Origin of the sequence: Roseovarius sp., from assembly GCF_965228755.1 — a bacterium.
Lineage (GTDB): Bacteria > Pseudomonadota > Alphaproteobacteria > Rhodobacterales > Rhodobacteraceae > Roseovarius.
Window position 1 is genome coordinate 770,710 of record NZ_CBDDIG010000005.1, and the last position, 26,675, is coordinate 797,384.

Below are 26,675 nucleotides of genomic sequence, written 5' to 3' on the forward strand. Positions count from 1 at the left end.
CGGGCGGAAGCCCTGGATTCCGCGCGGGAAACTGCCGCGAGGTGGGACACGCAACGGCCACCGTTCGGTGGCGTAGCACTCCCCTAAGGCTTTCGGTGTCGATTGCCTCTCGAGCGACAGGCCGGGTGACCGGCGAGCAGCAGAGCAAGGAGACCCCGCCAATGATCGTGGATTTCTTCCGTCAGCGCGGCGCAGAGCCCGCGGTGCCTGAACAGAAGGCCAGCGCCACCGGCCCGATCATGGCGTGGCATGGCGCGGGCCGGGTGGCGTGGAGCCCGCGGGACAGCGTGACGCTGACCAGGACGGGGTTCTCGGGCAACCCGGTGGGGTTTCGCTGTGTGAAGATGGTGGCCGAGGCGGCGGCGAGCCTGCCTTTGGTGCTGCAGGACAAGGCCGAGCGGTTTGCCGAGCACCCGGTGCTGGGGCTGATCGCGCGGCCGAACCCGATGCAGGGGAAGGCGGAGCTGTTCGAGGCGCTCTATGGTCAGTTGTTGTTGACCGGGAATGCCTTTGTCGAGGCCGTGGGCGGTGGCGAGGGCGTGATGCCGGCCGAGCGGCACGTGCTGCGCTCGGACCGGATGAGCGTGGTGCCGGGGGCCGATGGCTGGCCCGTGGGGTATGAATATGCCGTGGGCGGGCGGAGGCACCGGTTCGACGTGGCCGAGGCGCCGGCGGTGATCTGTCACCTGAAGAGCTTCCATCCGCAGGACGACCATTACGGGCTGTCGGCCTTGCAGGCGGCGGCGCAGGCGGTGGATGTTCACAACTCGGCCTCGCGCTGGTCGAAGGCGCTGCTGGACAATGCGGCGCGGCCGTCTGGCGCGGTGGTCTATCGCGGGGCGGATGGGCAGGGCACGCTCAATGCCGATCAGTATGACCGGCTGGTGTCGGAGATGGAGAGCCATCACCAGGGCGCGCGCAATGCCGGGCGGCCGATGCTGCTGGAAGGGGGGCTCGACTGGAAGCCGATGGGGTTCAGCCCCTCGGACATGGAGTTCCAGAAGACCAAGGAGAGCGCGGCGCGGGAGATCGCGCTGGCCTTCGGGGTGCCGCCGATGCTGCTGGGGATACCCGGCGATGCCACTTACGCGAATTACCAGGAGGCGCATCGGGCATTCTATCGTCTGACGGTGCTGCCGCTGGCAATGCGGGTGGCGGCGGGTGTGGCCGAGTGGCTGGCGGGGTTTGCGGGCGGCGGGCTGGAGCTGAAGCCCGATCTCGACCAGGTCCCGGCGCTGGCGGCGGAGCGCGATGCGCAGTGGCGGCGCGTGGCGGGGGCGGATTTCCTGACGGATGGCGAGAAGCGGGCGTTGCTGGGGCTGCCGGCGCTGCCTTTGGAGGGTGACGATGCCGGATGAGGGCGGGCGCTATGGGTTCGAGGCGTTCGAATGTGCGCCGGCGCTTCGGCTGGAGGCGCATGAGCGGGTGTTTCGGTTGCACCTGGAGCAGTTGACGCAGCGGTTGGACAAGATCGAGGCGTCGATCGAGCGGCTGGAGCGGCGGTTGTGGTTGGCGGTCTATGGCGTGGCGGCGGCGATGCTGGCGCAGGCGGTGTTGCCGTTGGTGGAGCGGTTGCCGGGGTAGGCGTGGGGCCGGTGGGTGCCGGTGGGTGCCGGGCTGAAGCCCGGCCTACGGGGCCTACGGGGGCCTGCGGGGGTGCGGAGGTCGAGAGATGGAAAAGGTGATGGCGATGGATGGGCAGTTGGAACGGAAGTTCTGCCGGGTCGAGGGAGATCTGGCGGTGCAGGAGGGCGCGGTGATCGAGGGGTATGCGAGCCTCTTTGGCGACCGCGACCGGGGCGGCGATATCGTGGAGACCGGCGCCTATGCGGCCTCGCTCAAACGGTTGGCCGAGGAGGGGCGGCAGGTGAAGATGCTGTGGCAGCATGACCCGGCCCAGCCGATCGGCGTGTGGGACGAAGTGCGCGAGGATGAGCGGGGCCTATACGTCAAGGGCCGGCTGCTGGAGCAGGTGGCGCGGGCCAGGGAGGCGGCGGCGCTGATTGCCGAGGGGGCGATCGACGGGCTGAGCATCGGGTACCGGACGGTGAAGGCCGTGAGGAACGACAAGGGCCGCAGGCTCTTGCAGGAACTGGAGCTGTGGGAGGTGTCGCTGGTGACGTTCCCGATGCTGCCCAGTGCGCGGGTGGGGGCGAAGGGGGAGACCCCGGATGCGTTTCACATGCGTGAGTTGGCGCGGGTCTTCGACGACGCGCGCCGGGAGTTGGCGCGGGGTTAAGGCGCGCCGGAAACCACCACAATCCACGAGGACAAGCGATGAGCAAGACCGGGACGCAGTCTCGGGCCGGGGAAGATGCGTCTCCGGTCGCCGAGGTGAAGAACGCCGTGTCGGGTTTCGTGAGCGAATTCAAAAGCTTTCAGGCCGACATTCAACAACGGATCGAGAAACAGGAAGAGCAGATGACGAAGATGGAACGCAAATCCGCCGGGCTGAAGCGCCCGGTCCTGGCCGCCGCCGAGACGGGCGCCGCGCCGCATCAGAAGGCGTTCGACGCCTACCTGCGTTCGGGCGATGACGACGCCCTGCGCGGGCTGGAGATGGAGAGCAAGGCGATGAGCAGCGCCGTGGCGGGCGATGGCGGCTATCTTGTCGATCCGCAGACGGCGGACGTGATCAAGAGAACGCTGGCCTCGACCGCGTCGATTCGAGCGATTGCCAATGTCGTGCAGGTGGAGGCGACATCGTTCGACGTGCTGATCGACCATTCGGACGTGGGCCATGGCTGGGCCACCGAGAGCGGCAGCGTGAGCGAGACCGGCACGCCGACGATCGACCGGATCACCATTCCGCTGCACGAGCTGTCGGCGCTGCCCAAGGCGAGCCAGCGGCTGCTGGATGACAGCGCGTTCGATATCGAGGCGTGGCTGGCGGGGCGGATCGCCGACAAGTTCGCGCGGGCCGAGGCGGATGCCTTCATCAACGGCGATGGCAGCGACAAGCCGGTGGGGTTCCTGACCCATACCATCGTCGATGATGCGTCCTGGGCGTGGGACAGCCTGGGCTACGTGGCGACCGGCGTCGATGGCGGGTTCGACGGGGGCGAGGCGATCATCGACCTGGTCTATGCGCTGGGGGCGCAGTACCGGGCGAACGGGACGTTCGTGATGAACTCGAAGACGGCAGGCGCCGTGCGCAAGCTGAAGGACGGCGACGGGCGGTTCCTGTGGTCGGACGGGCTGGCCGCCGGGGAGCCGGCGCGGCTGCTGGGCTACCCGGTGCTGATTGCCGAGGACATGCCGGATATCGCGAGCGATGCGATGGCGATTGCGTTCGGTGATTTCGCCGCGGGCTACACCATCGCCGAGCGTCCGGACCTGCGCGTGCTGCGCGACCCGTTCAGCGCCAAGCCGCATGTGCTGTTCTACGCGACCAAGCGCGTGGGCGGGGATGTGAGCGACTTTGCCGCGATCAAGCTGCTGAAGTTCGGCCTGTCCTGATCCCGAGACGAGGCGGGCGGGGGCAACGGCCCCCGCCTGATGGGCGCGGAGATGCCGCGCGACGGGCTTGAAGTTCCTGGAGTAGGTCCATGATTTTGATCGAAGATTCACCGGTGGCACTGGCCGCGCTGCCCGTCGAGAAGTTCAAGGCCCACCTGCGGCTGGGCACCGGGTTTTCCGATGGCGACCTGCAGGATGCGGTGCTGGAAGGGTTCCTGCGGGCGGCCATCGGGGCCATCGAGGCGCGCACCGGCAAGGCGCTGATCGAGCGGGCGTTCACATGGACGCTGTCGGCGTGGCGCGACCAGAGCGGGCAGGCGATGCCGATCGCGCCGGTGACCGGTGTGACCGGGGTGGTGATGCGCGACTCTGGCGGAGTGGAGAGCGTGGTCGATGCCGGGCTTTACCGGCTGGAGGAAAGCGCGGTGCGGCCGGTATTGCGGCCCGTGGGCGCGCTGTTGCCGGGGATCCCGGCCGGGGGGAGCGTCGTGATCTCCTTCACCGCCGGGATGGCGGAGGAGTGGGGCGGTCTGCCGGCCGACCTGGGCCAGGCGGTGCTGCTGCTGGCGGCGCATTACCACGAATACCGGCACGAGACCGCGTTGGGCGGGGGGTGCATGCCGTTTGGCGTGACCAGCCTGATCGAGCGGTACCGGAGCATGCGGCTTTTCATGGGGTCGGCGTGATGGGGCCGGTGCGGTTGAACCGGCAGCTGGTGCTGGAGGCGCCCGAGCGGGTGGCCGATGGCGCGGGCGGCTGGAGCGAAAGCTGGGCGGCGCTTGGCATGCTGTGGGCCGATGTCAGCGCCCGCACGGGCCGGGATGCGCGGGGCGAGACCGCGGGGGTGTCGGTGGCGCCTTACCGGATCATCGTGCGGGCCGCACCGGTGGGGGCGGTGTCGCGCCCGGTTCCGGGACAGCGGTTTCGGGATGGGACACGGGTTTTCGCCATCCGGGCGGTGGCGGAGGCGGACAAGGGCGGGCGGTACCTGACCTGCTTTGCCGAGGAGGAGGTGGCGCTATGAGCTACGGGATGGTGGCGGCGTTGCAGGAGGCCGTGTTCGAGAGGCTGAGCAATGATGCGGGCGTAACGGCGCTGGTGGGCGGGGCGATTTATGACGCGCTGCCGTCGGGGACGGTGCCGGCGTTGTACGTGGTGCTTGGGTCGGAGGATGCGCGGGCGCGGGCCGATGGGTCGGGCCAGGGCGCGTGGCACCGGTTTACCGTGTCGGTCGTGTCGGACGGCACCGGGTTTCATGCCGCCAAGCAGGTGGCGGCGGCGGTCAGCGATGCGCTGGTGGAGGCGGAGATGAGCCTTTCCCGGGGCCGGCTGGTGGCGCTGCATTTCTGGCGGGCAAGGGCCCGGCGGGAGGGCAGCGGGAACCTGCGGCGGGTCGATCTGACCTTTCGGGCGCGGGTGGAGGAGACGTGAGCGTGCCGGGCTGAAGCCCGGCCTACGGGGACCAAATCAACCTTTCAGACGGAGAGAGCAATGGCAGTGCAGAATGGCAAGGACCTGCTGGTCAAGATCGACCTGACGGGCACGGGCAATTTCGAGACGGTGGCGGGGCTGCGTGCGACGCGGGTGAGCTTCAACGCCGAGAGCGTGGACGTGACGAGCCTTGAATCGGCGGGGGGCTGGCGGGAATTGCTGGCCGGCGCCGGGGTGAAATCGGCGGCGATCAGCGGCTCGGGGATCTTCCGCGACGAGGCGAGCGACGAGCGGGCAAGGCAGATCTTCTTCGACGGGGAGACGCCGGATTTCCAGGTGGTGATCCCGGATTTCGGGGTGGTCGAGGGGCCGTTCCAGGTGGGCAGCATCGAGTATGCGGGGACCCATGACGGCGAGGCGACCTATGAGCTGTCGCTCGCCTCGGCCGGGCAGCTGACCTTCACGGCGGCCTGATGCGCGGCGGGGCCAATCCATGGAGCGGCGAGGTGGCGCTGGTGATCGGCGGGGAGCGGCATGTTCTCAAGCTGACGCTGGGGGCGCTGGCGGAGCTGGAGGCGGCGCTGGAGACCGGGACGCTGGTGGAGCTGGTGGATCGGTTCGAGGGCGGGGCGTTCTCGACGCGGGATGTGCTGGCGCTGATCGTGGCCGGTTTGCGCGGGGGCGGCTGGCAGGGGCGGGCCGGTGACCTGGTGGCCGCCGAGATTGAGGGCGGGCCGGTGGGCGCGGCGCGGGCGGCGGCGGAGTTGCTGGCGCGGGCGTTCATGCTGCCCGAGGGGGCGGGATGAGGGGCGTCGACTGGCCCGCGCTGTTGCGGGCGGGGATGCGCGGGCTGGGGCTGAGGCCGTGGGAGTTCTGGGCGCTGACGCCGGCGGAGCTGGAGCTGATGCTGGGAAAACCGGGGGGCGTGGCGCCGCTGATGCGGGGGCGGCTCGACGAGTTGATGCGGGCCTATCCCGATGGCGAGGGGGAGCGAGATGGAGACGGGTGAGCGGATGGATGATTTCGACCTGCAGGTCGAGGCGATGGAAGAGAGCCTCGGGCAGGCCACGGAGATGGCGGCGGCGTTCAATGGCGAGCTGGCCAGGGTGCGGGACACGTTTGCCGGCACCGGGCAGGATGTGGCGACGCTGGAGCGCGGGATCAGCCGGGGGCTGAACAAGGCGATCCGCGGCGCGGTGCTGGAGGGCGACAGCCTGTCGGATGCGCTGCACAACCTGGCGAATTCTATGATCAACGCGGCGTTCAACGCGGCGATGCGGCCGGTGACGAGCCATATCGGCGGGCTGATTGCCAATGGCGTGGGCGCGATGGTTGGCGGGATTTCCCCTTTCGAGAAGGGCGGGAGTTTCGCGCAAGGCCGGGTGATGCCCTTTGCCAATGGCGGGATCGTCAGCGGGCCGGTGACGTTCCCGATGCGTGGGGGCACCGGGCTGATGGGCGAGGCCGGGCCGGAGGCGATCATGCCGCTGAGGCGGGGGCCGGATGGCAAGCTGGGGGTGGCCGCGCAGGGCGGGCGGGCCGTCAGCGTGGTGATGAACATCACGACGCCCGATGCCGAGGGGTTCCGCCGGAGCCGGGGGCAGATCGCCGCCGAGCTGGGCCGGGCCATCGGGCGCGGCAGCCGCAATCGTTAAGGGAGTAGAGGGATGTTTCACGAGGTACGGTTTCCGGCGTCGCTGAGTTTCGGCTCGGTCGGCGGGCCGGAGCGCAGGACGGACGTGGTGACGCTGGCCAACGGGTTCGAGGAGCGCAATACGCCGTGGCGGCATTCGCGGCGGCGGTATGATGCGGGGGTGGCGCTGCGAAGCCTTGACGATATCGAGGCGCTGATCGCGTTTTTCGAGGCGCGGCAGGGGCAGGTCTTCGGGTTCCGGTGGAAGGACTGGACCGATTACAAGTCGTGCGGCGCCAAGGCGGAGCCCGGCCCCGAGGACCAGGTGATTGCCGTAGGTGACGATGTGACGGCGGCGTTCCAGCTTGTGAAGCGGTACCGGTCGGGGCAGCAGGTGTACGACCGGCCGATCTGCAAGCCGGTAGCGGGAAGTGTGCAGGTGGCGCTGGGGGATGTGCCGCAGCAGGAAGGCGTGCATTTCGAGGTGGATACGGCCACCGGGATGGTGACGTTTGACCATCCGCCCAATGCCGGGGCGGAGATCCGGGCGGGGTTCGAGTTCGACGTGCCGGTGCGGTTCGCGACGGACCGGATCGAGACCAGCCTGGCCAGTTTCCAGGCGGGTGAGGTGCCGAGCGTGCCGGTGGTGGAGGTGCGGGTATGATCGGGCTGGACGAAGGCCTTCAAGCGCATCTCGAGGGCGGGCACACGACGCTGTGCCATTGCTGGGCGGTGACGCGGGCCGATGGTGTGGTGATGGGGTTTACCGATCATGATGGGGCGTTGAGCTTCGAGGGGATTGCGTTTCGGGCGGATACAGGCCTGAGCGCGCTGGCGTTGCAGCAGACGACGGGGCTGTCGGTGGACAATACCGAGGCGATGGGCGCGCTGAGCGATGCCGCGATAAGCGAGGTGGATATCGAGGCGGGCCGCTATGACGGGGCCGAGGTGCGGGCGTGGCTGGTGAACTGGCAGGATGTGAGCCAGCGGCAGCTTCTGTTTCGCGGGCGGATCGGCGAGATGCGGCGGAGCGGCGGGGCGTTCGAGGCGGAGCTTCGCGGGCTGACGGATGTGCTGAACCAGCCGGAGGGGCGGGTGTTCCAGAAGCCCTGCGGGGCGGTGCTGGGGGATGACGCTTGCGGGTTCGACCTGGGGACGCCGGATTACACGGTGGAGGCGGCGTTGGTGGCGGTCGAGGCGCGGCGGGTGTTCCGCTTTGCCGGGCTGGACGAGGTCGAGGACGGGTGGTTCCGGTTCGGGTCTTTGACGATGGTGGACGGCGCGGCGGCGGGCCTGTCGGGGCCGGTGAAGCGGGACCGGATCGAGGGCGGCGAGCGGGTCGTGGAGCTGTGGCATCCGCTGCGGGCGGGCGTGGCCGTGGGCGATGTGGCACGGCTGGTGGCCGGGTGTGACAAGCGGGCGGAGACCTGTCGGTTCAAGTTCAACAACTTCCTGAATTTCCAGGGGTTTCCGGACATTCCGGGCGATGACTGGTCCTATACCGATCCGAGCAGGGCGGGCCGGCTGGATGGCGGGAGCCGGCGATGAGTGGGTCGGGTGAAGAGGTGGTGCGCGCGGCAAGGTCGTGGATCGGCACGCCCTACCGGCATCAGGCGTCCTGCAAGGGCGCGGGGGCGGATTGCCTTGGGCTGGTGCGGGGCGTGTGGCGCGAGGTGAGGGGAGCGGAGCCGGAGGCGGTGCCGGCCTACAGTTTCGACTGGGCCGAGGCGGGTGGCCAGGAAAGGCTGTGGCGGGCGGCGTTGCGGCATTTCGTGCCGGTGGAGGTGGGCGCCGAGGCGCCGGGGCATCTGCTTCTGTTCCGGATGCGGGACGGGGCGGTGGCCAAGCACCTCGGGCTTCAGGCCCGGTGCGGCGAGGGCGCCAGTTTTATTCACGCCTTTTCGGGTCATGGCGTGGTGGAAAGCTCGTTGAGCGCGCCGTGGCGGCGCCGGATCGTGGCCCGTTTCGCATTTCCGCAAGGAGTATAGACCATGGCGACAATTCTGCTTTCCGCTGCCGGGGCCGTGATCGGCGGGTCGATCGGCGGCACCGTTCTGGGCCTGTCGATGGCCGCCGTGGGCCGGTTTGCCGGGGCGATGATCGGGCGGTCGATCGACCAGCGGCTGCTGGGGCAGGGCTCGGACGTGGTGGAGACCGGACGGGTGAGCCGGCTGCGCCTGACCGGCACGGGCGAGGGTGACGCGATTGCGCGGGTGCACGGGCGGATGCGGGTGGCGGGGAATGTCATCTGGGCCACGGAATTCCGCGAGAGGAAATCCGTCACGGGCGGGAGCGGCAAGGGCGGGCCGCCGCGGCCGACACAGGTGAGCTACAGCTACTCGGTCAGCGTGGCCATCGCGCTGTGCGAGGGGGAGATCGGCCATGTCGGCCGGATCTGGGCCGACGGGGTGGAGCTGGCGCGGGATGCGCTGACCATGCGGGTTTATACCGGCACGCGCGACCAGTTGCCGGACCCGAAGATCGAGGCGGTCGAGGGGGCGGGCACAGTGACGGCCTATCGCGGCACGGCCTACGTGGTGATCGAGGATCTGGACCTGACGGAGTATGGCAACCGGGTGCCGCAGTTCACCTTCGAGGTGCTGCGCCCGGCGCCGGTGGAGTTGCCCGGGGCCGAGCTGGACCCGGCCCATGCGGTGCGCGGGGTGGCGATGCTGCCGGGCAGCGGGGAATACGTGCTGTCGACGGAAGAGGTGTGGTCGGGGTTCAGCATCCTGGAATCGGCCTTCTCCAACGTCTCGACGCCGGCGGCGAAGGGGGATTTCAACGTCGCGCTGGAGCAGTTGCAGGGGGAATTGCCGGCGTGTCGGGCGGTGAGCCTGGTGGTGAGCTGGTTCGGGGATGACCTGCGCTGTGGCCAGTGCACGGTTCGGCCGAAGGTGGAGCGGGACCACTCCGACGGGTTCGGCCGGCCCTGGCAGGTGGCGGGGCTGACACGGGGGAGTGCCGAGCTGGTGCCGCGCGACGGGGGAGGGGCGCCGGTTTACGGGGGCACGCCGACGGACCAGTCGGTGCTGGAGGCGATTGCCGCGCTGAAGGAGGCCGGGCAGGAGGTGATGTATTACCCGTTCATCCTGATGGATCAGCTGGCCGGGAACGGGTTGGACGACCCCTATGGCGGGGAAGAGCAGCCGGTTCTGCCGTGGCGGGGGCGGATCACCACGTCGGTCGCGCCGGGGCGGGAGGGCAGCCCGGACGGGAGTGCGGCGGCGGCGGCCGAGGTGGACGCGTTCTTTGGCACGGCAAGTGCGGCGGATTTCGCGCTGGCGCCCGAGGACGAGGTCGAGGAAGAGTTCAGCGAGGGCGGGGAGAACATGGAATATGCGCCGCTGGCCTATACCGGGCCGGTGGTGAACAGCCCGGTGCTGTATGATGGGCCCGACGAGTGGAGCTATCGGCGGTTCATTCTGCACCAGGCGATGCTGTGCCTGAAGGCGGGGGGCGTGGAGAGCTTCTGTCTCGGCTCGGAGATGCGCGGGCTGACCACGATCCGCGGGGAGGGGAACAGCTTTCCGGCGGTGGCGCACCTGGTGGCGCTGGCGGCGGAGGTGCGGGCGATCCTGGGGCCGGAGGTGAAGATCAGCTATGCCGCCGACTGGTCGGAATATTTCGGCTATGCGCCGCAGGATGGCAGCGGCGACCGGTTCTTTCATCTCGATCCGCTCTGGGCCGATGACAACATCGATTTCATCGGGATCGACAATTACATGCCCCTGTCGGACTGGCGGGATGGCGAGGACCATGCCGATGCTGGGGCGGGGGCGATTTACGATCTCGACTACCTGATGGGCAACGTCGCGGGGGGCGAGGGCTATGACTGGTACTACCATTCCGACACCGCGCGGGAGGCGCAGATCCGGACGCCGATCACCGATGGCGCGCATGGCGAGCCGTGGGTGTGGCGGTACAAGGATATCCGGGGCTGGTGGGAGAATGCGCATCACGACCGGGTGGGAGGCGTCAGGGCCGGTGAGCCCACGGCGTGGGTGCCGGGGTCGAAGCCTGTTCGCTTTACGGAGTATGGCTGCGCCGCCATCGACAAGGGGACGAACCAGCCCAACAAGTTCCTCGATCCGAAATCTTCGGAAAATGCCGTGCCGCATTTCTCGACCGGGCAGCAGGACGAACTGATCCAGTTCCAGTACCTGCGGGCGATGGCGGGATATTGGGGCGATCCGAAGAATAACCCGGTGTCGGAGACGTATGGCGGGCCGATGGTGGATATGGCGCATGCCTATGCCTGGGCGTGGGATGCGCGGCCCTATCCGTTCTTTCCCAATGACGTCGAACTGTGGAAGGACGGGGAGAATTACCTGCGCGGGCACTGGATCACCGGGCGGGTGACGGCGTGGCGGCTGGCCTCGGTGGTGGAGGAGGTCTGCGGCCGGGCGGGGCTGGAGGATTGCGACACGGGAGGGCTGCACGGGCATGTGCGCGGCTACCTGGTGGAGCAGGTGGCCGAGCCGCGGGCGGCGTTGCAGCCTTTGGCGTTGCGTTATGGGTTCGATGCGGTGGAGCGCGGGGGCGCGTTGGTCTTCCGGCAGCGGGACGGGCTGGCGGACCACGTGGTCGATGTGGACCGCGTGGTGCGGGATGGCGAGCGCGACGGTGCGATCGAGGAGGTGCGCGGGAGCGAGGTGGAACTGGCGGGCCGGGTCAGGCTGCGCTTCATCGAGGCGGGGGCGGATTACGACGTGATCTCGGAAGAGGCGGTGCTGGGCGTGGATGACGCGACGGTGTCGACCTCGGAGATTCCGCTGGCAATGACGCGGGCCGAGGGGCGGCAGACGGTGGAGCGCTGGCTGTCGGAATCGCGGGTGGCGACGGACATGGTGCGGCTGACGCTGCCGCGGTCGCGGCTGGCGGTGGGCGCGGGGGACGTGATCGCGCTGCCCGAGGAGGTCGGGCAGGGGCATTTCCGGGTCGACCGGGTCGAGATGCTGGCGCATGCCCAGAAGCTGGAGGCGATCCGGATCGAGCCGGAGAGTTACCGGCCGGTGCTGGTGGAGCCGGAGGTGGGGCCGCTGCGCGGATTCGATGCGCCGGCGCCGGTGGTGCCGTTCTTCCTCGATCTGCCGCTGATGACCGGCGAGGAGGTGCCGCAGGCGCCGCATATTGCGGTGACGGCGCGGCCGTGGCCGGGATCGGCGGCGGTGTACGTGGCGGACGGGGGCGAGGATTTCCGGCTGGACCAGGTGCTGGAGGCGCGGACGCCGATTGGCGTGACGGAGAGCGCGTTGCTTCCGGCGCCGGCGGGGGTGTTCGACCGGGGGCCGGCGCTTCGGGTGCGGATGCTGCATGGCGGGCTGGAGAGCGTGGGCGAAAGCCGTTTGCTGTCGGGGGCGAACCTGTGTGCCATCGGGGATGGCAGCCCCGGCGGCTGGGAGTTGGTCCAGTTTCGCGATGCGGCGCTTGTTGGGGTGGATACCTACGAGATCGGGCATCGGTTGCGGGGGCAATTGGGGACGGAGGTGGAGGCGATCTGGCCTGCGGGATCCTACCTGGTGCGGCTGGACGGGACGCCGCGGCAGATCGGGCTGACCGAGGGGCAGATCGGGCAGGCGCGGCATTACAGGGTGGGGCCGGCGAACCGGCCGGTGGATGATGCGGCCTATGTGCATACGGTGCTGGCCTTCGAGGGGGCGGGGCTGCGACCGTTGAGCCCGGTGCATTTGTCCGTGAACGGGGTGCCGGGGGCGGATATGGCGTTCGGTTGGACCCGGCGGACGCGGATCGGGGGCGACCGGTGGGAGACGCCGGAGGTGCCGCTGGGCGAGGAGGCGGAGCGGTATGTCGTGCGGGTGGTGCAGGGCGAGAGCGTGCTGCGCGAGGAGATGGTGAGCGCGCCGGGGTGGACCTACACGGCCGGGGCGCAGGCGGCGGACGGGCTTGCGGGGGCGTTCGAGCTGCGGGTGGCGCAGGTCTCGGCGCTGGTGGGCGCTGGGCGGTTCGCGGCTCTGGGGCTGGTGGCGTAGGTAACCCAACGCTCGCTTTTGCCGTCAGGGAGGTGGGTTTGCACCCACCCTACGGCGGGGCGAGGGGCCGGGACGGGGAGGAGCCGGGTGTCGTTAGCCGCTGGCGCAGTCGACGCAGCGGGTGGCGGCCGGATCGAGCTGCAGTCGGGCGGGCGCGATGGCGTCGCCGCAATCCTCGCAATAGCCGAACTCGCCTTCGTCCATGCGGGCGAGGGCCGCCTGCAGCCGGGCGCGTTCGGTCTTGCGGCGGGTGGCACTGGCCTTGGCCATGGCCTGGTTCTGAAGCGCATCCATGCGGCTGAGCCGGCCGACGGCCTGTTGGTCGAGCTCGACCGTGGCCTGGCCCGCTTCGCCCATCTGGTCCTCCGCATCCAGTTCGGCCAGGCGCGTGGCAATCAGGTCGCGAAAGGATTCCTGGCTTTCGTCATTCATTCTTGTGAAAGCTCCCATCACGCCTTTGCATTTTACGCGCCGTGCCTAAATGGTATAGTCCGGCATGCCCATGAGGAGCAATGACATGGCAGAAACCCGTACCAAACTGGCCGAGCTTGACCCGGTCTGGGCCCGGATCCGATCCGAGGCCGAAGAGTCGGTCGAGCATGAACCGCTTTTGGGCGGGGTCGTGCATTCTTCGATCATGCACCACAAGACACTGGAATCGGCGCTGGCCTACCGGGTGTCGATGAAGCTGACCTCGAACGAGATGTCGGAGCAGATCCTGCGGGAAATCTGTGACATGGCCTATGCCGACGACGACAGCCTCGGGCTGGCGGCGCGGGCGGATATCGTGGCGGTCTATGACCGCGATCCGGCCTGCGATCGGTTCCTGCTGCCGATGCTGTTCTTCAAGGGGTTCCAGGCGATCCAGGCCTACCGCGTGGCGCATTGGCTGTGGCGGAAGGGGCGGCGCGACCTGGCGCGGTTCTTCCAGATGCGCGGTTCGGAAGTCTTCGGCGTGGATATCCACCCCGCCGCCCGGATCGGCAAGGGGATCATGATCGACCATGCCCATTCGATCGTCATCGGCGAGACGGCGGTGGTGGGCGACAACGTGTCGATGCTGCACTCGGTGACCCTGGGCGGGACCGGCAAGGAAGAGCAGGACCGGCATCCGAAGATCGGCGATGGTGTGCTGATCGGCGCGGGGGCCAAGGTGCTGGGCAACATCAAGATCGGCCATTGCAGCCGGATCGCCGCCGGGTCGGTGGTGTTGCAGGAAGTGCCGCCCTGCAAGACCGTGGCCGGCGTGCCCGCGAAGATCGTGGGTGAGGCGGGTTGCGACCAGCCCTCGGTGAACATGGACCAGTTGCTGGGCGTGCGCTGAGGCGGCACCACCCGTACCCCCTTGGAAAACGAAAAGCCCCGGAGATGATCCGGGGCTTTGCTGTTTCTTGCGGTCCGACGCGCAATCAGCTCGGGGAGTTGAACTCTTCCTTCTTGGCATCGCGCTTCTTCTGCGCGCGCTTGTAGGCGAAGACCTCGTCGCGCGGGGTCCAGTTGTAACGGGTGTCCTTGCGGACGATTTCCCAGAACAGGTCGCCGGCGTTGCGCCACGGGTCGAGCACGATGCTGTCCTCCATCCGGTCGCCGCGGCGGCCGAGGATGGTGGTCGAGTGTTCCAGCCGGAGGTTGTTGTAATTGGCGATGGCGCGGTGGATCTCGAGGGTCTTGAACCGTTCCATCTGCAGGCGGATGTCGAGATCATGCGCCCAGTGCCAGCACAGGCCGCGGGGCTTCTGGCCGAAATTGACCTTGGTGTTGTGCGCCAGCGGGCTGCTGTCTTCGATCTGGTACTCGACGATCAGCTGGTCGACATAGGTATAGACGACGCGGGCCGCACGGGCCGCTTCCTCGGGGTCGACGCCGGGGCCGAGGTTGAGGAAGGCCTGGCGCAGCTTGTCGATCTCGGCGGCGTGTTTCCGGGCCGAGGCATCGCGGAACGCCTGGTCGAACAGCTTGGGCGGTTGCACGGTACGCACCTTGCGGGTGCCGTATTCCGTCTCCGTTTCGGTGATCGTGCCGCTGGCCGACGTGCTGCTCCCCGGGGCGAGGGTGTTCACGTTGTCCGAGAAGCTGGCCGAGGTGACGGGCGCGCTCACGTCGTTGGGGGCGTCTGCGCACCCCGTTGCAAGCAGGAGAAGCGGAACGGCGGCATACCGTTTGGCGGTCGAGATCATGTAGACGGAATCCAATCGTCGTTGGCACTTTCCGGGGAAGCTAGTGTCGGTGGGGGGGGAAGTCGATAGAAGGGCGCAGATTGTGCGCCGGGGGTGGCCTCGGCGCATCAGTTTGCGGTGACGGTTCCGCTGGGTAACCGGGCGCCCCCCGCCGGTTGGCAGGGGGCGAAAGGACCAGATCAGGCCAGCATGACCATCGGGTTCTCGAGGTTCTGGACGATCTGCTCCAGAAGCTGTGCGCCGAGCGCACCGTCGATGACCCGGTGATCGACCGAGAGGGTGACCGACATGACGGTGGCCACGGTCAGTTCGCCATCCTCGCCCACAACGGGTTTCTTCACGCCAGAGCCCACGGCAAGGATGCCGCCATGGGGCGGGTTGATGACGGCGTCGAAATTGTCGATGCCGAACATGCCGAGGTTGGAGATGGCAAAGCTGCCGCCCTGGTATTCCTGGGGGGCGAGCTTGCGGTCGCGGGCGCGGGAGGCCAGGTCTTTCATCTCGGCCGAGAGGGTCGAGAGAGACTTCATGTCGGCATCTTTCAGCACCGGCGTGAAGAGCCCGCCCTCGATGGCCACGGCGACGGCCACGTCGGAGGCTTTCATCTTCAGCACCCGGTCGCCCGCCCAGACGGCGTTGGCGTCCGGCACGGCCTGAAGCGCCAGCGCGCTGGCCTTGATGATGAAGTCGTTGACCGACAGTTTGACACCACGGCCCTCGAGCTGCTTGTTGAGCTGGCTGCGGAACTTGAGCAGGGCGTCGAGCCTGATATCCCGCCGCAGGTAGAAATGCGGGATGGTCTGCTTGGCCTCGGTCAGGCGGGCGGCGATGGTCTTGCGCATCCCGTCGAGCTTGACCTCCTCGTAGTCGCGGCCCTCGTACATGGCGGCGACGGCATCGGCGGAGGGGCCGGCGGGCGCGGCGGCCGGGGCTGCGGCGGGGGCGGCCTTGTCCTCGGCCTTGGCGGGGGCGGCGCCGGGTTTGGCGTCTTCCACGTCGGCCTTGACGATGCGGCCATGGGGGCCGGAGCCCTTGATCTGGCCGAGGTCGAGCCCCTTCTGCGCGGCGATCCGGCGAGCCAGGGGGGAGGCGAAGATGCGTTCGCCCTTGGCGTCGGTCGGGGCGGCCGGGGCCGGGGTGTCGGGCTTGGCCTCGGGCGCGCCACCGCCGCCGCCTTCGGGCGTGGCGGCGGGTTTCTCGGCCTTCTCGTCGCCGGCGCTTCCACCGCCGGAGGGTTTGGATTTCGAGGCGGATGTGTCGATGTCGGAGGCGTCCTCGCCCTCTTCCAGCAGCACGGCGATGGGGGTGTTGACCTTCACCCCCTCGGTGCCTTCCTCGATCAGGATCTTGCCGATCGTGCCTTCGTCGACGGCTTCGAACTCCATCGTTGCCTTGTCGGTCTCGATCTCGGCCAGCAGGTCGCCGGAGCTGACCGTGTCACCTTCCTTGACCAGCCACTTGGCCAGCGTGCCCTCTTCCATGGTCGGAGACAGGGCGGGCATGAGAATTTCGGTAGGCATTTCTTGATCTCCTTACCGGTAGGTGACTTGGCGGACTGCCTCGAGCACTTCGGCGGTCGAGGTCAGGGCCAGCTTTTCGAGGTTCGCGGCATAGGGCATCGGCACGTCCTTGCCCGTGCAGTTGATGACCGGCGCGTCGAGATAGTCGAAGGCGCGTTCCATCAGCGTGGCCGAGATGTGGTTGCCGATGGAGGCGACGGGCCAGCCTTCCTCGACCGTGACGCAGCGGTTGGTCTTCATGACCGACCTGATCACGGTGTCATAGTCGAGCGGGCGCAGGGTGCGCAGGTTGATGACCTCGGCGCTGATGCCGTCCTCGGCCAGTTTCGCGGCGGCCTCCATGGCGTAGGTCATGCCGATGCCGAAGCTGACGATGGTGACGTCCTCGCCCGCCCGTTCGATGCGGGCCTTGCCGAAGGGGATGGTGAAGTCATCCAGCACCGGCACCTCGAAGCTCTTGCCGTAGAGGATCTCGTTCTCGAGGAAGATCACCGGGTTGGGATCGCGGATGGCGGTTTTCAGCAGGCCCTTGGCATCGGAGGCCGAGTAGGGCTGGACCACCCGCAGGCCGGGGACCTGGGCGTACCATGCGGCGTAGTCCTGGCTGTGCTGGGCCGCGACGCGGGCGGCGGCGCCGTTGGGGCCGCGGAACACGATGGGAGAGCCCATCTGCCCGCCGGACATGTAGAGGGTCTTGGCGGCGGAGTTGATGATCTGGTCGATCGCCTGCATGGCGAAGTTGAAGGTCATGAACTCGACGATGGGCCGCAGCCCGCCCCAGGAGGCGCCGACGCCGATGCCGGCAAAGCCGTGCTCGGTGATCGGCGTGTCGACCACGCGCTTGGCGCCGAACTCGTCGAGCAGCCCTTGGGTGATCTTGTAGGCGCCCTGGTACTCGGCCACCTCCTCGCCCATGATGAAGACGGTGTCGTCGCGGCGCATTTCCTCGGCCATGGCGGAATTGATCGCCTCGCGCACGGTGATGGTCTTCATCTCGGTGCCCTCGGGCCAGTCGGGGCTGGAATCGGGTTCCGGGGCGGCGGGGGCGGCAGCCTTGGCCGGGGCCTTCTCCTCGGACTTGGCGTCTTCCTTGTCGTCGGCCTCGGCCGGCGCGGCGGCGGGGGAGGAGGCGCTTTCGATGTCGGAGGCGTCTTCGCCCTCTTCCAGCAGCACGGCGATGGGGGTGTTCACTTTCACGCCCTCGGTGCCTTCCTCGATCAGGATCTTGCCGATCGTGCCTTCGTCGACCGCCTCGAACTCCATCGTGGCCTTGTCGGTCTCGATCTCGGCGAGGATATCGCCGGATTTCACTTCATCGCCTTCCTTGACCAGCCACTTGGCCAGCGTGCCTTCTTCCATCGTCGGCGACAGGGCGGGCATGAGAATTTCGGTTGCCATCTATCTTATCTCCTTCTCACGCGTTCTGCGGGGCGACATCGGTGATGATGTCGGTCCAGAGCTCTTCGGTCGCCGGCTCCGGGCTGTCCTTGGCGAAATCGGCGGAGGCGTTGACGATGCCCTTGATTTCCTTGTCGATCGCCTTGAGGTCCTCCTCGGTGGCGTGGTCGCCGGCCAGCAAAAGGTCGCGCACGTGTTCGATGGCGTCCTTCTCCTCGCGGATCTTCTGAACCTCCTCGCGCGTCCGGTACTTGGCCGGGTCCGACATGGAGTGCCCGCGGTAGCGGTAGGTCTTGACCTCGAGGATGTAGGGGCCCTTGCCGTCGCGGCAGTGTTTGACCGCCTTCTGCCCGGCTTCCTTGACCGCCAGCACGTCCATCCCGTCGACCGCCTCGCCGGGGATGCCGAAGGCCTCGCCGCGAGTGTAGATGTCGGGGGTGGAGGTGGAGCGTTTCTGCGAGGTGCCCATGGCGTACTGGTTGTTCTCGATCACGAAGACCACCGGCAGTTTCCACAGGGCGGCCATGTTGAAGGTCTCGTAGACCTGGCCCTGGTTGGCCGCCCCGTCGCCGAAATAGGTGAAGGTGACGCGGCCGTTCTCGAGATACTTGTCGGCGAAGGCGAGGCCCGCGCCGAGCGGCACGTTGGCGCCGACGATGCCGTGGCCGCCATAGAAGTGCTTGTCGGTCGAGAACATGTGCATCGAACCGCCCTTGCCCTTGGAATAGCCGCCCTCGCGGCCGGTGAGCTCGGCCATGACGCCGTCGGGATTCATCCCGCAGGCCAACATGTGGCCGTGGTCGCGGTAGGTGGTAACCCGCTTGTCGCCTTCCTCGGCCGCGGCCTCGAGGCCGACGACGACCGCTTCCTGGCCGATATAGAGGTGGCAGAACCCGCCGATCAGGCCCATGCCGTAAAGCTGGCCGGCCTTCTCCTCGAATCGGCGGATCAGCAGCATGTCGCGGTAATACTGTTTCAGCTCGTCGGCAGAAATATTTGGTTTCTTTGTGGTTTTCCGGGCGGCCATGGGTGGCGTTCTCCTCCGATCACAATATAGTTTAGTGTTAAACTATCTATAACATGACAAGGCCCTTCGTGGCGAGGGAGAATTTGCCGCAGGGGAACATGGCAATTGCGCGGGGGCGGTGTAGGCTGCGGCTGCCTGGAGGGAGGGACGCGGATGGCGGTGAGAATCGAAAGGAACGGGCCGGTCTGGACCGTGATCAATTCGCGGATAGAGGCGCGCAACGCGGTCGATCCGGAGACGGCACGGGCGCTTTACGACGCGTTCCTTGCCTTCGAGGCGGAAGAGAGCGCGGCGGTGGCGGTGTTCTGGGGCGAAGGCGGGGCGTTCTGCGCGGGCTGGGACCTCAAGCGGGCGGCGACCCTGTCGGATCCGGATGCCATCGACGCCTATGATTTCACCGACGCGCCCACGCCGCCGATGGCGCCGATGGGGCCGAGCCGCCTGGAGCTGTCGAAGCCGGTCATCGCGGCGGTCGCCGGGCCGGCGGTGGCGGGCGGCATGGAACTGGCCATGTGGGCGGATATCCGGGTGATGGAGGAAAGCGCCTTCATGGGCGTCTATTGCCGCCGCTGGGGCGTGCCGCTGATCGACGGCGGGACGGTGAGGCTGCCGCGGCTGGTGAGCGAGGGGCGGGCGATGGACCTGATCCTGACGGGCCGCAGGGTGGAGGCGGCCGAGGCGCTGCAGATCGGTTTGTGCGAATACGTGGTGCCGGAGGGCGAGGCGCGGGCCAGGGCCGAGGCGCTGGCGCGGGATATCGCGCGGTATCCGCAGAGCTGCGTCCGGGCCGACCGCCGGTCGGCGCGCGGGCAGGCGGGGCTGTCGGAGCGTGACGCATTGCGGGCCGAGTGGGCGGGCAGCAAGGGCGAGGTTGCGGCGGCAGGCGTTGCCGGGGCCGGCCGGTTCGCCGCGGGCAAGGGCCGTGGCGGGGATTTCGGGGATATCTGAGAAAGGGAGCAGACCATGGCAAAGGTACTTTACGAGCGCGACGGGCGGATCGGACGGATCACGCTGAACCGGCCCGAGGTGATGAACGCGATCGACGATGATCTGCCGCGCGAATTGATGCAGGCGGTGCAGGAGGCCGATGCCGACCGGCGGGTTCACGTCATGGTGCTGTCCGGAGCGGGACGGGCGTTTTGCGCGGGCTACGACCTGGCGCATTATGCACAGGACCCCGACAACGTGATTACCCAGGACATGCCCTGGGATCCGATGCAGGACTATCAGTTCATGTGGGCCAACACGCAGGCCTTCATGTCGCTGTTCCGGGCGATGAAGCCGGTGATCTGCAAGGTGCACGGTTTCGCCGTGGCCGGGGGATCGGACATCGCGCTGTGCTCGGACCTGGTGGTGATGGGCGAGGGGGCCGAGATCGGCTACATGCCGGTGCGGGTCTGGGGGTGCCCGACGACGGCGATGTGGGTGCATCGGCTGGGGCCGGAGCGGGCCAAGCGGATAATGTTCACCGGCGACCGGATCGGCGGGGCCGAGGCGGCGGAGATGGGGCTGGTGCTGAAGGCCGTCCCCGACGACCGGCTGGATGCCGAGACGGAGGCGTTGGCGGACCGGATCGCGACCGTCCCGATCAACCAGCTGGCGATGCAGAAGATGGTGATCAATTCCGCCATCGAGGCGCAGGTGCAGCAGACGCAGCGGCTGGCGACGGTCTTTGACGGGATCACCCGGCATTCGCCGGAGGGGCTGAACTTCAAGGCGCGGGCCGAGACGGTGGGCTGGAAGCAGGCCGTGCGCGAGCGGGACGAGGGTACGTTCGACTGGTCCCGGAACCGCCCGTTCGATACGGCCAACGCGCCGGACTGAGGCGGCGCCGGCCTAGCGGATCACAATCTCGTCGGAGCGGATCATGCCGAGCACGTCGCGGGCCTGCTGGTCGAGCAGGTCGAGGTCGAGAAACCCGTCGGAGAGGCGCTTGGTGAGGTTCTCCATCCGGGCGACCTGGGATTCGATCTGGTCGAGCTGGGCCTGGAGGGCCTTTTCCTCGGCCTCGATCTCGGCCCGGCGAAAGAGGCCGTAATCGCCCTGCACCGCGGCAAAGGTGAAATAGCCGCACATCGCGAAGGCGATCATGAAGTAGACGAGCGCACCGAAGGCGGGTCGTTTGCGGGTGGACATGATTGGTCTGCTCTGCCTTTTCCTGCCACCTCTTTGCGGGCGGTCGAGGGGTATCCTGCCACAGGCGAATCGCTTTGTGAATCCCCTTTCGTTCACAAGGATTTGCGCGCTAGGATTAGGGGTGAGGAGAGTCTTTCATGCCACATCTGCCACCCCGGTCCGACCTGCCGACGCACGAGGTGACGAACCAGCCGCCGGCGCGGGGCGATATCGACCTCTGGGCGGGCGATCCGGCGCTGCAGACTCATGCCGGGGCGGCGGGGGCGGATGCGCCGCACCTGGCGGGCTACGGCGCCACGATCGGGACGGAGGAGATGCAGGCGGCGGGGCGCGAGGCCAACCGGCAGGCGCCGGAGCTGGTGCAGTTCGACGCGGGCGGGCGGCGGCTGGACGAGGTGCGGTTTCACCCCGCTTACCATCGGCTGATGGAGGCGGGGGTCGGTGCGGGCTATTCCGCGATTGCGTGGGAAGGCGCCAAGGGCGGGCATGCCACTCATGCGGCGATGGTGTATCTCACCAGCCAGATCGAGCCGGGCGTCTGCTGTCCGATGACGATGACCTATGCCGCCGTGCCGGCGATGCGGGCGGACGAGGGGCTGTTCGGGGAATGGGTGCCGAAGCTGACCTCGCGGGTCTATGACGGCTCGGCCCGGCCGCTGGCGCGCAAGCCCGGGGCGACGATGGGCATGGCGATGACCGAGAAGCAGGGCGGCTCGGACGTGCGGGCGAATGCGACAATGGCCACCCGCGATGGCGAGGCCTACCGGCTGCAAGGGCACAAGTGGTTCTGCTCGGCGCCGATGTCGGACGGGTTCCTGACGCTGGCGCAGGCGGAGGGCGGGCTGACCTGTTTCCTCGTGCCCCGGTGGCTGGAGGAGGGGCGGAACGCCATCCGCATCCAGCGGTTGAAGGACAAGCTGGGCAACCGCGCGAACGCGTCGTCGGAGATCGAGTACGAGGGGGCGGTGGCGTACCGGCTGGGCGAGGAAGGCGCGGGGGTGCGCACGATCATCGAGATGGTGCATCACACGCGGCTGGATACGGCCATGGCGCCGGCCGGGCTGATGCGGGCAGCGCTCGATCATGCGTGGTACTGGGCAAGGCACCGGACGGCGTTCCAGAAGCAGTTGAGCGACCAGCCGCTGATGCGGGCGGTGCTGGCCGATCTTGCGCTCGACTGGGAGGGGGCGCTGGCGCTGGGGATGCACGTCGCGCGGAGCTTTGACAGCCAAGGTGACGGGCACCGCGCCTTTGCCCGGCTGGGGGTGGCGCTGGCCAAGTTCCTTGGCAACAAGCTGTGCCCGAACGTGGTGTACGAGGCGATGGAGTGCCTTGGGGGCATGGGCTATGTCGAGGACACGCCGATGCCGCTTCTCTATCGCGAGGCGCCGCTTAACTCGATCTGGGAGGGGTCGGGGAACGTGATCTGCCTCGATATCCTGCGGACGCTGCGCAAGGCGCCGGAGGCGGGCGAGGTGCTGGCCGCGGAGCTGGGCCGGGCCACGGGCCAGGATGCGCGGTTCGATGCCGGGCTGAAGGCGCATATGGAGCGGTTTCCGAAGCTGCCCGAGGAGGGGCAGGCGCGGTGGTACGTGGAAAGCCTGGCGTCTTTGTTGACAGCGGCGGTGCTGATCCGGAATGCGCCGGCACCGGTGGCCGAGGCCTATGCCGCGACGCGGCTGGGGGCGCCGCGGGGCCGGGTGGCGGGGGCGATTTCGGGCGTGGACACGGGCGCTGTACTGGCGCGGCTGGGGGAGTAGCCCCTAGTTTATCCCGTTCTCGCGCTGCACGGCGCGGACATAGGCGACGATGTTCTCGATATCCGCGTTGGTCAGGCCTTCGACCGGTGGCATGTCGCCGAATTGCCAGTGATGGGCCCGCACGCCCTGGCGCGCGGCCATCAGGAAGGCGCCGTCGCCGTGGTGGCTGGGTTCGTAGATCTTGTGGATGAGCGGCGGGCCCTTGCCAACGAGGCCGGTGGCGTTTTCCCCGTGGCAGGTGGCACAGTTGTTCTCGAAGGCCGTTCTGCCGAGGGCTTGTTGTTCCGTGAATTCGGCGGGCAGCGTGACCTCGACCATCTGAACGCCTTCGGAGGCCGGGCTTGCCGTCTCGGGGGAGGGCTGATCGTTTCGTGTCAGCAGGTAGGTGCCGCCCGCGAGCAGGATCGCCGCGAGAAGCCAGAGAAGTCGGGAATTCATCTGTCGTTTCATCCTTGCCAGTCAGGTCGGCACGCGCCCGGCGGTGGCCGGACGCGTACCGTGCCCGCCTGCTATGCGGGTTCCAGCAGGAGGAAGGTCAAGCGCGAATCCGGGCCGGTCTCACGCGGGAAGGTGGATGCGGAACCGCTCGCGGATGGCCTTGTCGGTTTGCGGGTCGAACCGGGCGGCGGAGCGCTCCGAGAGGATCGCCTCCTTCCGGCGGATGGCGCTCTGGTTCAGGTCGGGCCTGTCCTTTTCGACCCATTCCTTGGGAGACATGCGTTCGCCTGTAGTCGGGTAGACGTAGTCGGACTGCATCCGCGCGAGCGTCTGGCCCGTGCCGAGATAATGGCCGGGGCCATGCAGGCAGACCTCGCGGATTTGTTCCACCGCCAGCGTCTCGTCATCCACCTCGATGCCGCGCACGCAGCGCAGGGCGTGGCCGATGAGGTCGTCGCCGAGGATGAGCGACTCGTGGCAGAAGCCCAGGAGCGAGGCGTGCATGCCCGCCGCCTCGTAGACCATGTTGAGCCCCGAGAGCCCGGCCATGACGTTCGAGCACATGGCTTCCCAGCCGGCCTGCATGTCGGGCAGCTTGGCGTCGGTGATGCCTCCGACAGCGCCGCCGGGCAGGCCGTAGAACTTGTGCATCTGGGCGCAGCCGGCCGAGAGGAGCGCCTGTTCGCCCGAGCCGCCCGTCATCGCCCCGCTGCGCAGGTCGAGGCCGAAGGGCCAGGTGCCGAAGATCGCCGGAGCGCCGGGGCGCACGGCGTTGACGTAGACGAGCCCGGCCAGGCATTCGGCGACCGATTGCACGATGGCGCCGGCGATGGTGGAAGGCGTGGTGGCGCCGGCCATGCCGGCCGAGAGCAGCAGCACGGGCATGCCGCCCTCGATGCAGGCCTCCATCGTCTGGCAGGCCTCGGTCGCGAATTTCATCGGCGGGACGACGAAGCAGTTGGAGTTGCTGACGAAGGGGCGCGCGCGCCATTCCGCCTCGCCCCCGGCAATGAGGTGCAGCATGTCGAAGGACTCCGCCACGTGCGAGGGGTCGGAGAAGGAGACGCCGATATGCTTGGTGGTGCCCGAGCAGCAGGCGTAGATGGTGTTGAGGTCCATCTCGCGGTTGTCGGGAATGTCGCGGGCGACCATCGGGCGCTGCAGGAAGTGGATGTTATCGAGCCGGTCGGTGATGCGGGCGGCGTCGTGCAGGTCCTGCAGGGTGCTGTCGCGGTAGTTGCGGCCCTCGACGTCGACCATGCTGACCGCGGCGCCGGCGGTGCCGTAATGCACGCGGTTGCCGGAGAGTTCGAGATCGTGCCTGCCATCGCGGCTGTAGAGCATGATCTGCCGGTTGGCATTCGCCACCGTATCCTCGACCAGCGCGCGGGGGAAGCGGATGCGCCCGTCGGCCCCGTGAATGGCGCCGGCGCGGGTGAGGTGGTCGATCCCGCTTTGCGGGGCGTCGGCGAGGCCGATCTCCTCGAGCACCTGGAAGGCGGCGTTGTGGATCTTCAGGATGTCCGTCTGCGACAGCACCTTGAGGGCGTCGCTTTCCATACCGGGGCGTACGGGGCGGATGGCGTCATCGAGCGGGGCGGCACGGCTGGCACGGCGCGCAGCGCGGCCACCGGTCCGGCGCGGGGGATTGTCTTTCATGTCTCTGATCCTTGAACGTGGAGGTCGTGGAAGGGGGGTGGGATAAGCTCAGGGCCTTCCCGGCCTTCCACGTGCGGCGCGGCCACGCACGGCGCCGATCGTATAGATCACAAGGGCGATCTTGCAGCTTGGCGACATGGGCCAGCTCCTCCCGAAAGTGGGAGGAGGGGACCATGATTCCCCGGTGCGGTCTGTCTCAATTGCGACTTGTGTCGCTTTCAGACCCTGAAGCGGCGATCGGGGGTGTTCAGGCGGCCAGTTCGGTGGCGAGCTCGATCAGCAGTCCGATGGCGCCGGCCAGCCGGTCGTCATCGACGGTGAGCGCCACGCGGATATGGCCCGATGCTGCCTCGCCGAAGCTTTCGCCGGGCATGACGGCGACGAGGTGCTCGGTCAGCAGGCGGTCGGCGAAAGCCTCGCCCGAGAGGCCGGTGGCGCGCACGTCGAGCATGACGAACATGCCGCCATCGGCGGGGATGGCGCGGACGGCGTTCTGGCCTTCCAGCATGTCGATCACGAGGTCGCGGCGGCGGCGGAAGGGCTCGGAGATTTCGGTCTCGAAGGCGTCGCCCCGGGAGAGCGCGAAGGTCGCGGCCTCCTGCACGAAACCCGCCACGCCGTAGGTGGTGTGGGTCGAAAGGTTGCCTAGATGCTCGATCGCGTCCTCCGGCCCGATGATCCAGCCGATGCGGCTTCCGGTCATGGCGTGGCTTTTCGACATCGAGCCCACCACGAGCGTGCGCTCGGCCATGCCGGGCAGGGTGCGCGGGCTGATATGTTCGCCCTGCCAGATCATGGTGTCGTAGACCTCGTCCGAGATCAGCCAGAGGTCATGCTCCTGGCAGACGCCGGCGATCCCCTGCATCGTCTTGCGGGTGTAGATCACGCCGGTGGGGTTGTTGGGCGTGTTGATGAGCAGCGATTTCGCGCCCGGGGCCTTGGCGGCGATGTCGGCCGGGTCGGGCTGGAAATTGCGATCGGGGCGGGCGAAGACGGGCTCGGCCCTGGCGCCCACGCCGCGGATCGTGCCGGGGTAGGTGGCGTAATAGGGGTCGATGTAGAGCGCGGTGTCGCCCTCGTCGCAGGCGGCGTGATGGGCGGCGAAGAGGCCGGCCTGGCCGCCGGGCACGACCAGCACGTTGTCGGGCGTGGTGGGCACGCCGGTGCGGGCGGTGACGCGGGCCGCCACGGCCTCGCGCAGGTTGAGGTTGCCGTTGAACATGGAATAGCCGACATGCCCCCCCACGGCGGCGGCATGCATCGCGTCGATGATCTTTCGGTCGGTGCCGATATCATGCTCGCCGATGGTGAGCTGCACCACCGGTTGGCCCGCGGCCAGCATGTCCTTGGCGCGGTAATACACGTCCCACCCGTCCGAGCCGCCGGCGGTCAGCCCGGTGATCCTGCGCGACAGTTGCATGGCCTGCCTCCCATTGTCTGAAGTCTCGTTCGCGGCGCCAGATGGCCCGGCGGAGAGGGGCAAGTCAAGCAGGTCGCCGGGCGGGGGCGGTTCAGATCTCGTCGGAGCGGTCGCCCATGACGTAGCGTGGGCCCTGGCCGCGGGTGCGGGCCTTGTCCTTGGGGTTGTAGAGCGCGCAGGTCTTCAGCGACAGGCAGCCGCAGCCGATGCAGCCGTCGAGCCGGGCGCGCAGGGCCTGCATCTGGTCTATCCGGTCATCCAGCACCTTGCCGAAGCGGCGCGAGATGCGGGCCCAGTCGCCCTTGTTGGGAGTGCGGTGCTCGGGCAGGTCGGTGAGCGCCTCGCGGATCTCGGAGATGGTGAAGCCCAGCCCTTGCGAGATCATCACGAAGGAGAGCCGCCTGATGTCGGAGCGGTCATAGCGGCGGTGGCCGCTGTCGTTGCGGTCGGGGGTGACCAGCCCCTCGTCCTCGTAATAGCGGATGGCCGAGGGGGCGAGGCCGGTACGGTCGGCGATATAGCCGATGGTCAGGCCGCGTTGTCGCAAGCTGCTGGAAGGCATGGAGATTTTTCCTATTGGCTTCAAGTTTACTTGAAGAATTACGTTGAATTCAGAACGGAATC

Annotated in this window: 29 protein-coding genes; 19 read left to right on the plus strand and 10 right to left on the minus strand. The window is 68.1% G+C overall.

Going from position 1 to position 26,675, the window contains the following annotated elements:
- Positions 1-161: 161 nt before the first annotated feature.
- The 15 genes from ACO07J_RS07170 to ACO07J_RS07240 all read left to right on the plus strand — a co-directional run bounded on the left by ACO07J_RS07170 (position 162) and on the right by ACO07J_RS07240 (position 12,516).
- Positions 162-1,358, plus strand: a complete 1,197-nt coding sequence (locus ACO07J_RS07170) for a phage portal protein (protein ID WP_422027666.1) — start codon at positions 162-164, stop codon at positions 1,356-1,358.
- Positions 1,348-1,584, plus strand: coding sequence for a GTA head formation protein, RCAP_rcc01685 family (locus ACO07J_RS07175; protein WP_422027668.1), 237 nt, complete (start codon positions 1,348-1,350; stop codon positions 1,582-1,584). Before ACO07J_RS07170 ends, ACO07J_RS07175 begins: the two co-directional genes overlap by 11 nt.
- A 100-nt stretch (positions 1,585-1,684) precedes the next feature.
- Entirely contained in the window at positions 1,685-2,239 is a 555-nt protein-coding gene (locus tag ACO07J_RS07180; protein WP_422029729.1) for an HK97 family phage prohead protease, read from the plus strand.
- Between the two features lie 38 nt (positions 2,240-2,277).
- Complete coding sequence (locus ACO07J_RS07185; RefSeq protein ID WP_422027670.1) at positions 2,278-3,459, plus strand: phage major capsid protein; 1,182 nt, start codon at positions 2,278-2,280, stop codon at positions 3,457-3,459.
- 89 nt (positions 3,460-3,548) lie between these two features.
- Complete coding sequence (locus ACO07J_RS07190) at positions 3,549-4,145, plus strand: head-tail connector protein (RefSeq protein ID WP_422027672.1); 597 nt, start codon at positions 3,549-3,551, stop codon at positions 4,143-4,145.
- Entirely contained in the window at positions 4,145-4,483 is a 339-nt protein-coding gene (locus ACO07J_RS07195) for a head-tail adaptor protein (protein WP_422029731.1), read from the plus strand. Before ACO07J_RS07190 ends, ACO07J_RS07195 begins: the two co-directional genes overlap by 1 nt.
- Positions 4,480-4,890, plus strand: a complete 411-nt coding sequence (locus ACO07J_RS07200; RefSeq protein WP_422027674.1) for a DUF3168 domain-containing protein — start codon at positions 4,480-4,482, stop codon at positions 4,888-4,890. Before ACO07J_RS07195 ends, ACO07J_RS07200 begins: the two co-directional genes overlap by 4 nt.
- A 60-nt stretch (positions 4,891-4,950) precedes the next feature.
- A complete protein-coding gene (locus tag ACO07J_RS07205) occupies positions 4,951-5,364 on the plus strand; it encodes a phage major tail protein, TP901-1 family (protein ID WP_064258474.1) in 414 nt (137 codons plus the stop codon).
- On the plus strand, positions 5,364-5,696 hold the full coding sequence (locus ACO07J_RS07210; RefSeq protein ID WP_422027677.1) for a gene transfer agent family protein: 333 nt from the start codon (positions 5,364-5,366) through the stop codon (positions 5,694-5,696). Before ACO07J_RS07205 ends, ACO07J_RS07210 begins: the two co-directional genes overlap by 1 nt.
- The gene (locus ACO07J_RS07215; RefSeq protein WP_422027679.1) at positions 5,693-5,899 is read left to right on the plus strand and encodes a rcc01693 family protein; all 207 of its coding nucleotides are present in this window, start codon (positions 5,693-5,695) and stop codon (positions 5,897-5,899) included. Before ACO07J_RS07210 ends, ACO07J_RS07215 begins: the two co-directional genes overlap by 4 nt.
- Positions 5,886-6,545, plus strand: coding sequence for a phage tail tape measure protein (locus ACO07J_RS07220; RefSeq protein ID WP_422027681.1), 660 nt, complete (start codon positions 5,886-5,888; stop codon positions 6,543-6,545). Before ACO07J_RS07215 ends, ACO07J_RS07220 begins: the two co-directional genes overlap by 14 nt.
- A 12-nt stretch (positions 6,546-6,557) precedes the next feature.
- Positions 6,558-7,187, plus strand: coding sequence for a phage distal tail protein, Rcc01695 family (locus ACO07J_RS07225; RefSeq protein ID WP_422027683.1), 630 nt, complete (start codon positions 6,558-6,560; stop codon positions 7,185-7,187).
- Positions 7,184-8,071, plus strand: coding sequence for a DUF2163 domain-containing protein (locus tag ACO07J_RS07230; RefSeq protein WP_422027685.1), 888 nt, complete (start codon positions 7,184-7,186; stop codon positions 8,069-8,071). The genes ACO07J_RS07225 and ACO07J_RS07230 overlap by 4 nt, the downstream gene beginning before the upstream one ends.
- The gene (locus ACO07J_RS07235) at positions 8,068-8,511 is read left to right on the plus strand and encodes an NlpC/P60 family protein (RefSeq protein WP_422027687.1); all 444 of its coding nucleotides are present in this window, start codon (positions 8,068-8,070) and stop codon (positions 8,509-8,511) included. Before ACO07J_RS07230 ends, ACO07J_RS07235 begins: the two co-directional genes overlap by 4 nt.
- Positions 8,512-8,514: 3 nt before the next feature.
- A complete protein-coding gene (locus tag ACO07J_RS07240; protein ID WP_422027689.1) occupies positions 8,515-12,516 on the plus strand; it encodes a baseplate multidomain protein megatron in 4,002 nt (1,333 codons plus the stop codon).
- 93 nt (positions 12,517-12,609) lie between these two features.
- Here the strand turns inward: ACO07J_RS07240 and ACO07J_RS07245 are convergent, their stop codons facing one another.
- Positions 12,610-12,948, minus strand: coding sequence for a TraR/DksA family transcriptional regulator (locus ACO07J_RS07245; protein WP_422027691.1), 339 nt, complete (start codon positions 12,946-12,948; stop codon positions 12,610-12,612).
- A gap of 85 nt (positions 12,949-13,033) precedes the next feature.
- On the opposite strand from ACO07J_RS07245, the gene cysE reads away from it, so the two are divergent.
- Positions 13,034-13,840 (plus strand): serine O-acetyltransferase, encoded by an 807-nt coding sequence (gene cysE, locus ACO07J_RS07250; protein ID WP_422027693.1) that lies wholly within the window; start codon positions 13,034-13,036, stop codon positions 13,838-13,840.
- Between the two features lie 85 nt (positions 13,841-13,925).
- Here cysE and ACO07J_RS07255 read toward each other — a convergent pair whose 3' ends face one another.
- The 4 genes from ACO07J_RS07255 to pdhA form a co-directional block, all read right to left on the minus strand.
- The gene (locus ACO07J_RS07255) at positions 13,926-14,693 is read right to left on the minus strand and encodes a hypothetical protein (protein WP_422027695.1); all 768 of its coding nucleotides are present in this window, start codon (positions 14,691-14,693) and stop codon (positions 13,926-13,928) included.
- Between the two features lie 179 nt (positions 14,694-14,872).
- Positions 14,873-16,213, minus strand: a complete 1,341-nt coding sequence (locus ACO07J_RS07260; protein WP_422027697.1) for a pyruvate dehydrogenase complex dihydrolipoamide acetyltransferase — start codon at positions 16,211-16,213, stop codon at positions 14,873-14,875.
- Between the two features lie 12 nt (positions 16,214-16,225).
- Positions 16,226-17,611: a pyruvate dehydrogenase complex E1 component subunit beta gene (locus ACO07J_RS07265; protein ID WP_422027699.1), complete on the minus strand. Its 1,386-nt coding sequence runs from the start codon at positions 17,609-17,611 to the stop codon at positions 16,226-16,228.
- Positions 17,612-17,627: 16 nt separating this feature from the next.
- Positions 17,628-18,638: a pyruvate dehydrogenase (acetyl-transferring) E1 component subunit alpha gene (pdhA, locus tag ACO07J_RS07270; protein WP_300892406.1), complete on the minus strand. Its 1,011-nt coding sequence runs from the start codon at positions 18,636-18,638 to the stop codon at positions 17,628-17,630.
- Between the two features lie 153 nt (positions 18,639-18,791).
- Between pdhA and ACO07J_RS07275 the strand changes: the two genes are divergently transcribed.
- Both ACO07J_RS07275 and ACO07J_RS07280 read left to right on the plus strand, forming a co-directional pair.
- The gene (locus ACO07J_RS07275; protein WP_422027701.1) at positions 18,792-19,586 is read left to right on the plus strand and encodes a crotonase/enoyl-CoA hydratase family protein; all 795 of its coding nucleotides are present in this window, start codon (positions 18,792-18,794) and stop codon (positions 19,584-19,586) included.
- 15 nt (positions 19,587-19,601) lie between these two features.
- Entirely contained in the window at positions 19,602-20,462 is an 861-nt protein-coding gene (locus ACO07J_RS07280; RefSeq protein WP_422027703.1) for a crotonase/enoyl-CoA hydratase family protein, read from the plus strand.
- Between the two features lie 12 nt (positions 20,463-20,474).
- Here the strand turns inward: ACO07J_RS07280 and ACO07J_RS07285 are convergent, their stop codons facing one another.
- Positions 20,475-20,774, minus strand: a complete 300-nt coding sequence (locus ACO07J_RS07285; protein WP_422027705.1) for an FtsB family cell division protein — start codon at positions 20,772-20,774, stop codon at positions 20,475-20,477.
- A gap of 137 nt (positions 20,775-20,911) precedes the next feature.
- On the opposite strand from ACO07J_RS07285, the gene ACO07J_RS07290 reads away from it, so the two are divergent.
- Positions 20,912-22,534 (plus strand): acyl-CoA dehydrogenase family protein, encoded by a 1,623-nt coding sequence (locus ACO07J_RS07290; RefSeq protein WP_422027707.1) that lies wholly within the window; start codon positions 20,912-20,914, stop codon positions 22,532-22,534.
- Positions 22,535-22,537: 3 nt separating this feature from the next.
- On the opposite strand, the gene ACO07J_RS07295 is transcribed toward ACO07J_RS07290, so the two are convergent.
- The 4 genes from ACO07J_RS07295 to soxR form a co-directional block, all read right to left on the minus strand.
- Positions 22,538-22,972: a c-type cytochrome gene (locus ACO07J_RS07295; RefSeq protein WP_422027709.1), complete on the minus strand. Its 435-nt coding sequence runs from the start codon at positions 22,970-22,972 to the stop codon at positions 22,538-22,540.
- A 120-nt stretch (positions 22,973-23,092) separates the two neighbouring features.
- Complete coding sequence (locus ACO07J_RS07300) at positions 23,093-24,631, minus strand: trimethylamine methyltransferase family protein (RefSeq protein WP_422027711.1); 1,539 nt, start codon at positions 24,629-24,631, stop codon at positions 23,093-23,095.
- A gap of 247 nt (positions 24,632-24,878) precedes the next feature.
- Positions 24,879-26,051, minus strand: coding sequence for a pyridoxal phosphate-dependent aminotransferase (locus tag ACO07J_RS07305; RefSeq protein WP_422027713.1), 1,173 nt, complete (start codon positions 26,049-26,051; stop codon positions 24,879-24,881).
- Positions 26,052-26,142: 91 nt separating this feature from the next.
- Complete coding sequence (gene soxR, locus ACO07J_RS07310) at positions 26,143-26,613, minus strand: redox-sensitive transcriptional activator SoxR (protein ID WP_422027715.1); 471 nt, start codon at positions 26,611-26,613, stop codon at positions 26,143-26,145.
- Positions 26,614-26,675 lie beyond the last annotated feature (62 nt).

Coding starts and splice junctions, on each gene's coding strand:
- ACO07J_RS07170 (WP_422027666.1), top strand. CDS start 162: ATGATCGTGGATTTCTTCCGTCAGCGCGGCGCAGAGCCCGCGGTGCCT.
- ACO07J_RS07175 (WP_422027668.1), top strand. CDS start 1,348: ATGCCGGATGAGGGCGGGCGCTATGGGTTCGAGGCGTTCGAATGTGCG.
- ACO07J_RS07180 (WP_422029729.1), top strand. CDS start 1,685: ATGGCGATGGATGGGCAGTTGGAACGGAAGTTCTGCCGGGTCGAGGGA.
- ACO07J_RS07185 (WP_422027670.1), top strand. CDS start 2,278: ATGAGCAAGACCGGGACGCAGTCTCGGGCCGGGGAAGATGCGTCTCCG.
- ACO07J_RS07190 (WP_422027672.1), top strand. CDS start 3,549: ATGATTTTGATCGAAGATTCACCGGTGGCACTGGCCGCGCTGCCCGTC.
- ACO07J_RS07195 (WP_422029731.1), top strand. CDS start 4,145: ATGGGGCCGGTGCGGTTGAACCGGCAGCTGGTGCTGGAGGCGCCCGAG.
- ACO07J_RS07200 (WP_422027674.1), top strand. CDS start 4,480: ATGAGCTACGGGATGGTGGCGGCGTTGCAGGAGGCCGTGTTCGAGAGG.
- ACO07J_RS07205 (WP_064258474.1), top strand. CDS start 4,951: ATGGCAGTGCAGAATGGCAAGGACCTGCTGGTCAAGATCGACCTGACG.
- ACO07J_RS07210 (WP_422027677.1), top strand. CDS start 5,364: ATGCGCGGCGGGGCCAATCCATGGAGCGGCGAGGTGGCGCTGGTGATC.
- ACO07J_RS07215 (WP_422027679.1), top strand. CDS start 5,693: ATGAGGGGCGTCGACTGGCCCGCGCTGTTGCGGGCGGGGATGCGCGGG.
- ACO07J_RS07220 (WP_422027681.1), top strand. CDS start 5,886: ATGGAGACGGGTGAGCGGATGGATGATTTCGACCTGCAGGTCGAGGCG.
- ACO07J_RS07225 (WP_422027683.1), top strand. CDS start 6,558: ATGTTTCACGAGGTACGGTTTCCGGCGTCGCTGAGTTTCGGCTCGGTC.
- ACO07J_RS07230 (WP_422027685.1), top strand. CDS start 7,184: ATGATCGGGCTGGACGAAGGCCTTCAAGCGCATCTCGAGGGCGGGCAC.
- ACO07J_RS07235 (WP_422027687.1), top strand. CDS start 8,068: ATGAGTGGGTCGGGTGAAGAGGTGGTGCGCGCGGCAAGGTCGTGGATC.
- ACO07J_RS07240 (WP_422027689.1), top strand. CDS start 8,515: ATGGCGACAATTCTGCTTTCCGCTGCCGGGGCCGTGATCGGCGGGTCG.
- ACO07J_RS07245 (WP_422027691.1), bottom strand. CDS start 12,948: ATGAATGACGAAAGCCAGGAATCCTTTCGCGACCTGATTGCCACGCGC.
- cysE (WP_422027693.1), top strand. CDS start 13,034: ATGGCAGAAACCCGTACCAAACTGGCCGAGCTTGACCCGGTCTGGGCC.
- ACO07J_RS07255 (WP_422027695.1), bottom strand. CDS start 14,693: ATGATCTCGACCGCCAAACGGTATGCCGCCGTTCCGCTTCTCCTGCTT.
- ACO07J_RS07260 (WP_422027697.1), bottom strand. CDS start 16,213: ATGCCTACCGAAATTCTCATGCCCGCCCTGTCTCCGACCATGGAAGAG.
- ACO07J_RS07265 (WP_422027699.1), bottom strand. CDS start 17,611: ATGGCAACCGAAATTCTCATGCCCGCCCTGTCGCCGACGATGGAAGAA.
- pdhA (WP_300892406.1), bottom strand. CDS start 18,638: ATGGCCGCCCGGAAAACCACAAAGAAACCAAATATTTCTGCCGACGAG.
- ACO07J_RS07275 (WP_422027701.1), top strand. CDS start 18,792: ATGGCGGTGAGAATCGAAAGGAACGGGCCGGTCTGGACCGTGATCAAT.
- ACO07J_RS07280 (WP_422027703.1), top strand. CDS start 19,602: ATGGCAAAGGTACTTTACGAGCGCGACGGGCGGATCGGACGGATCACG.
- ACO07J_RS07285 (WP_422027705.1), bottom strand. CDS start 20,774: ATGTCCACCCGCAAACGACCCGCCTTCGGTGCGCTCGTCTACTTCATG.
- ACO07J_RS07290 (WP_422027707.1), top strand. CDS start 20,912: ATGCCACATCTGCCACCCCGGTCCGACCTGCCGACGCACGAGGTGACG.
- ACO07J_RS07295 (WP_422027709.1), bottom strand. CDS start 22,972: ATGAATTCCCGACTTCTCTGGCTTCTCGCGGCGATCCTGCTCGCGGGC.
- ACO07J_RS07300 (WP_422027711.1), bottom strand. CDS start 24,631: ATGAAAGACAATCCCCCGCGCCGGACCGGTGGCCGCGCTGCGCGCCGT.
- ACO07J_RS07305 (WP_422027713.1), bottom strand. CDS start 26,051: ATGCAACTGTCGCGCAGGATCACCGGGCTGACCGCCGGCGGCTCGGAC.
- soxR (WP_422027715.1), bottom strand. CDS start 26,613: ATGCCTTCCAGCAGCTTGCGACAACGCGGCCTGACCATCGGCTATATC.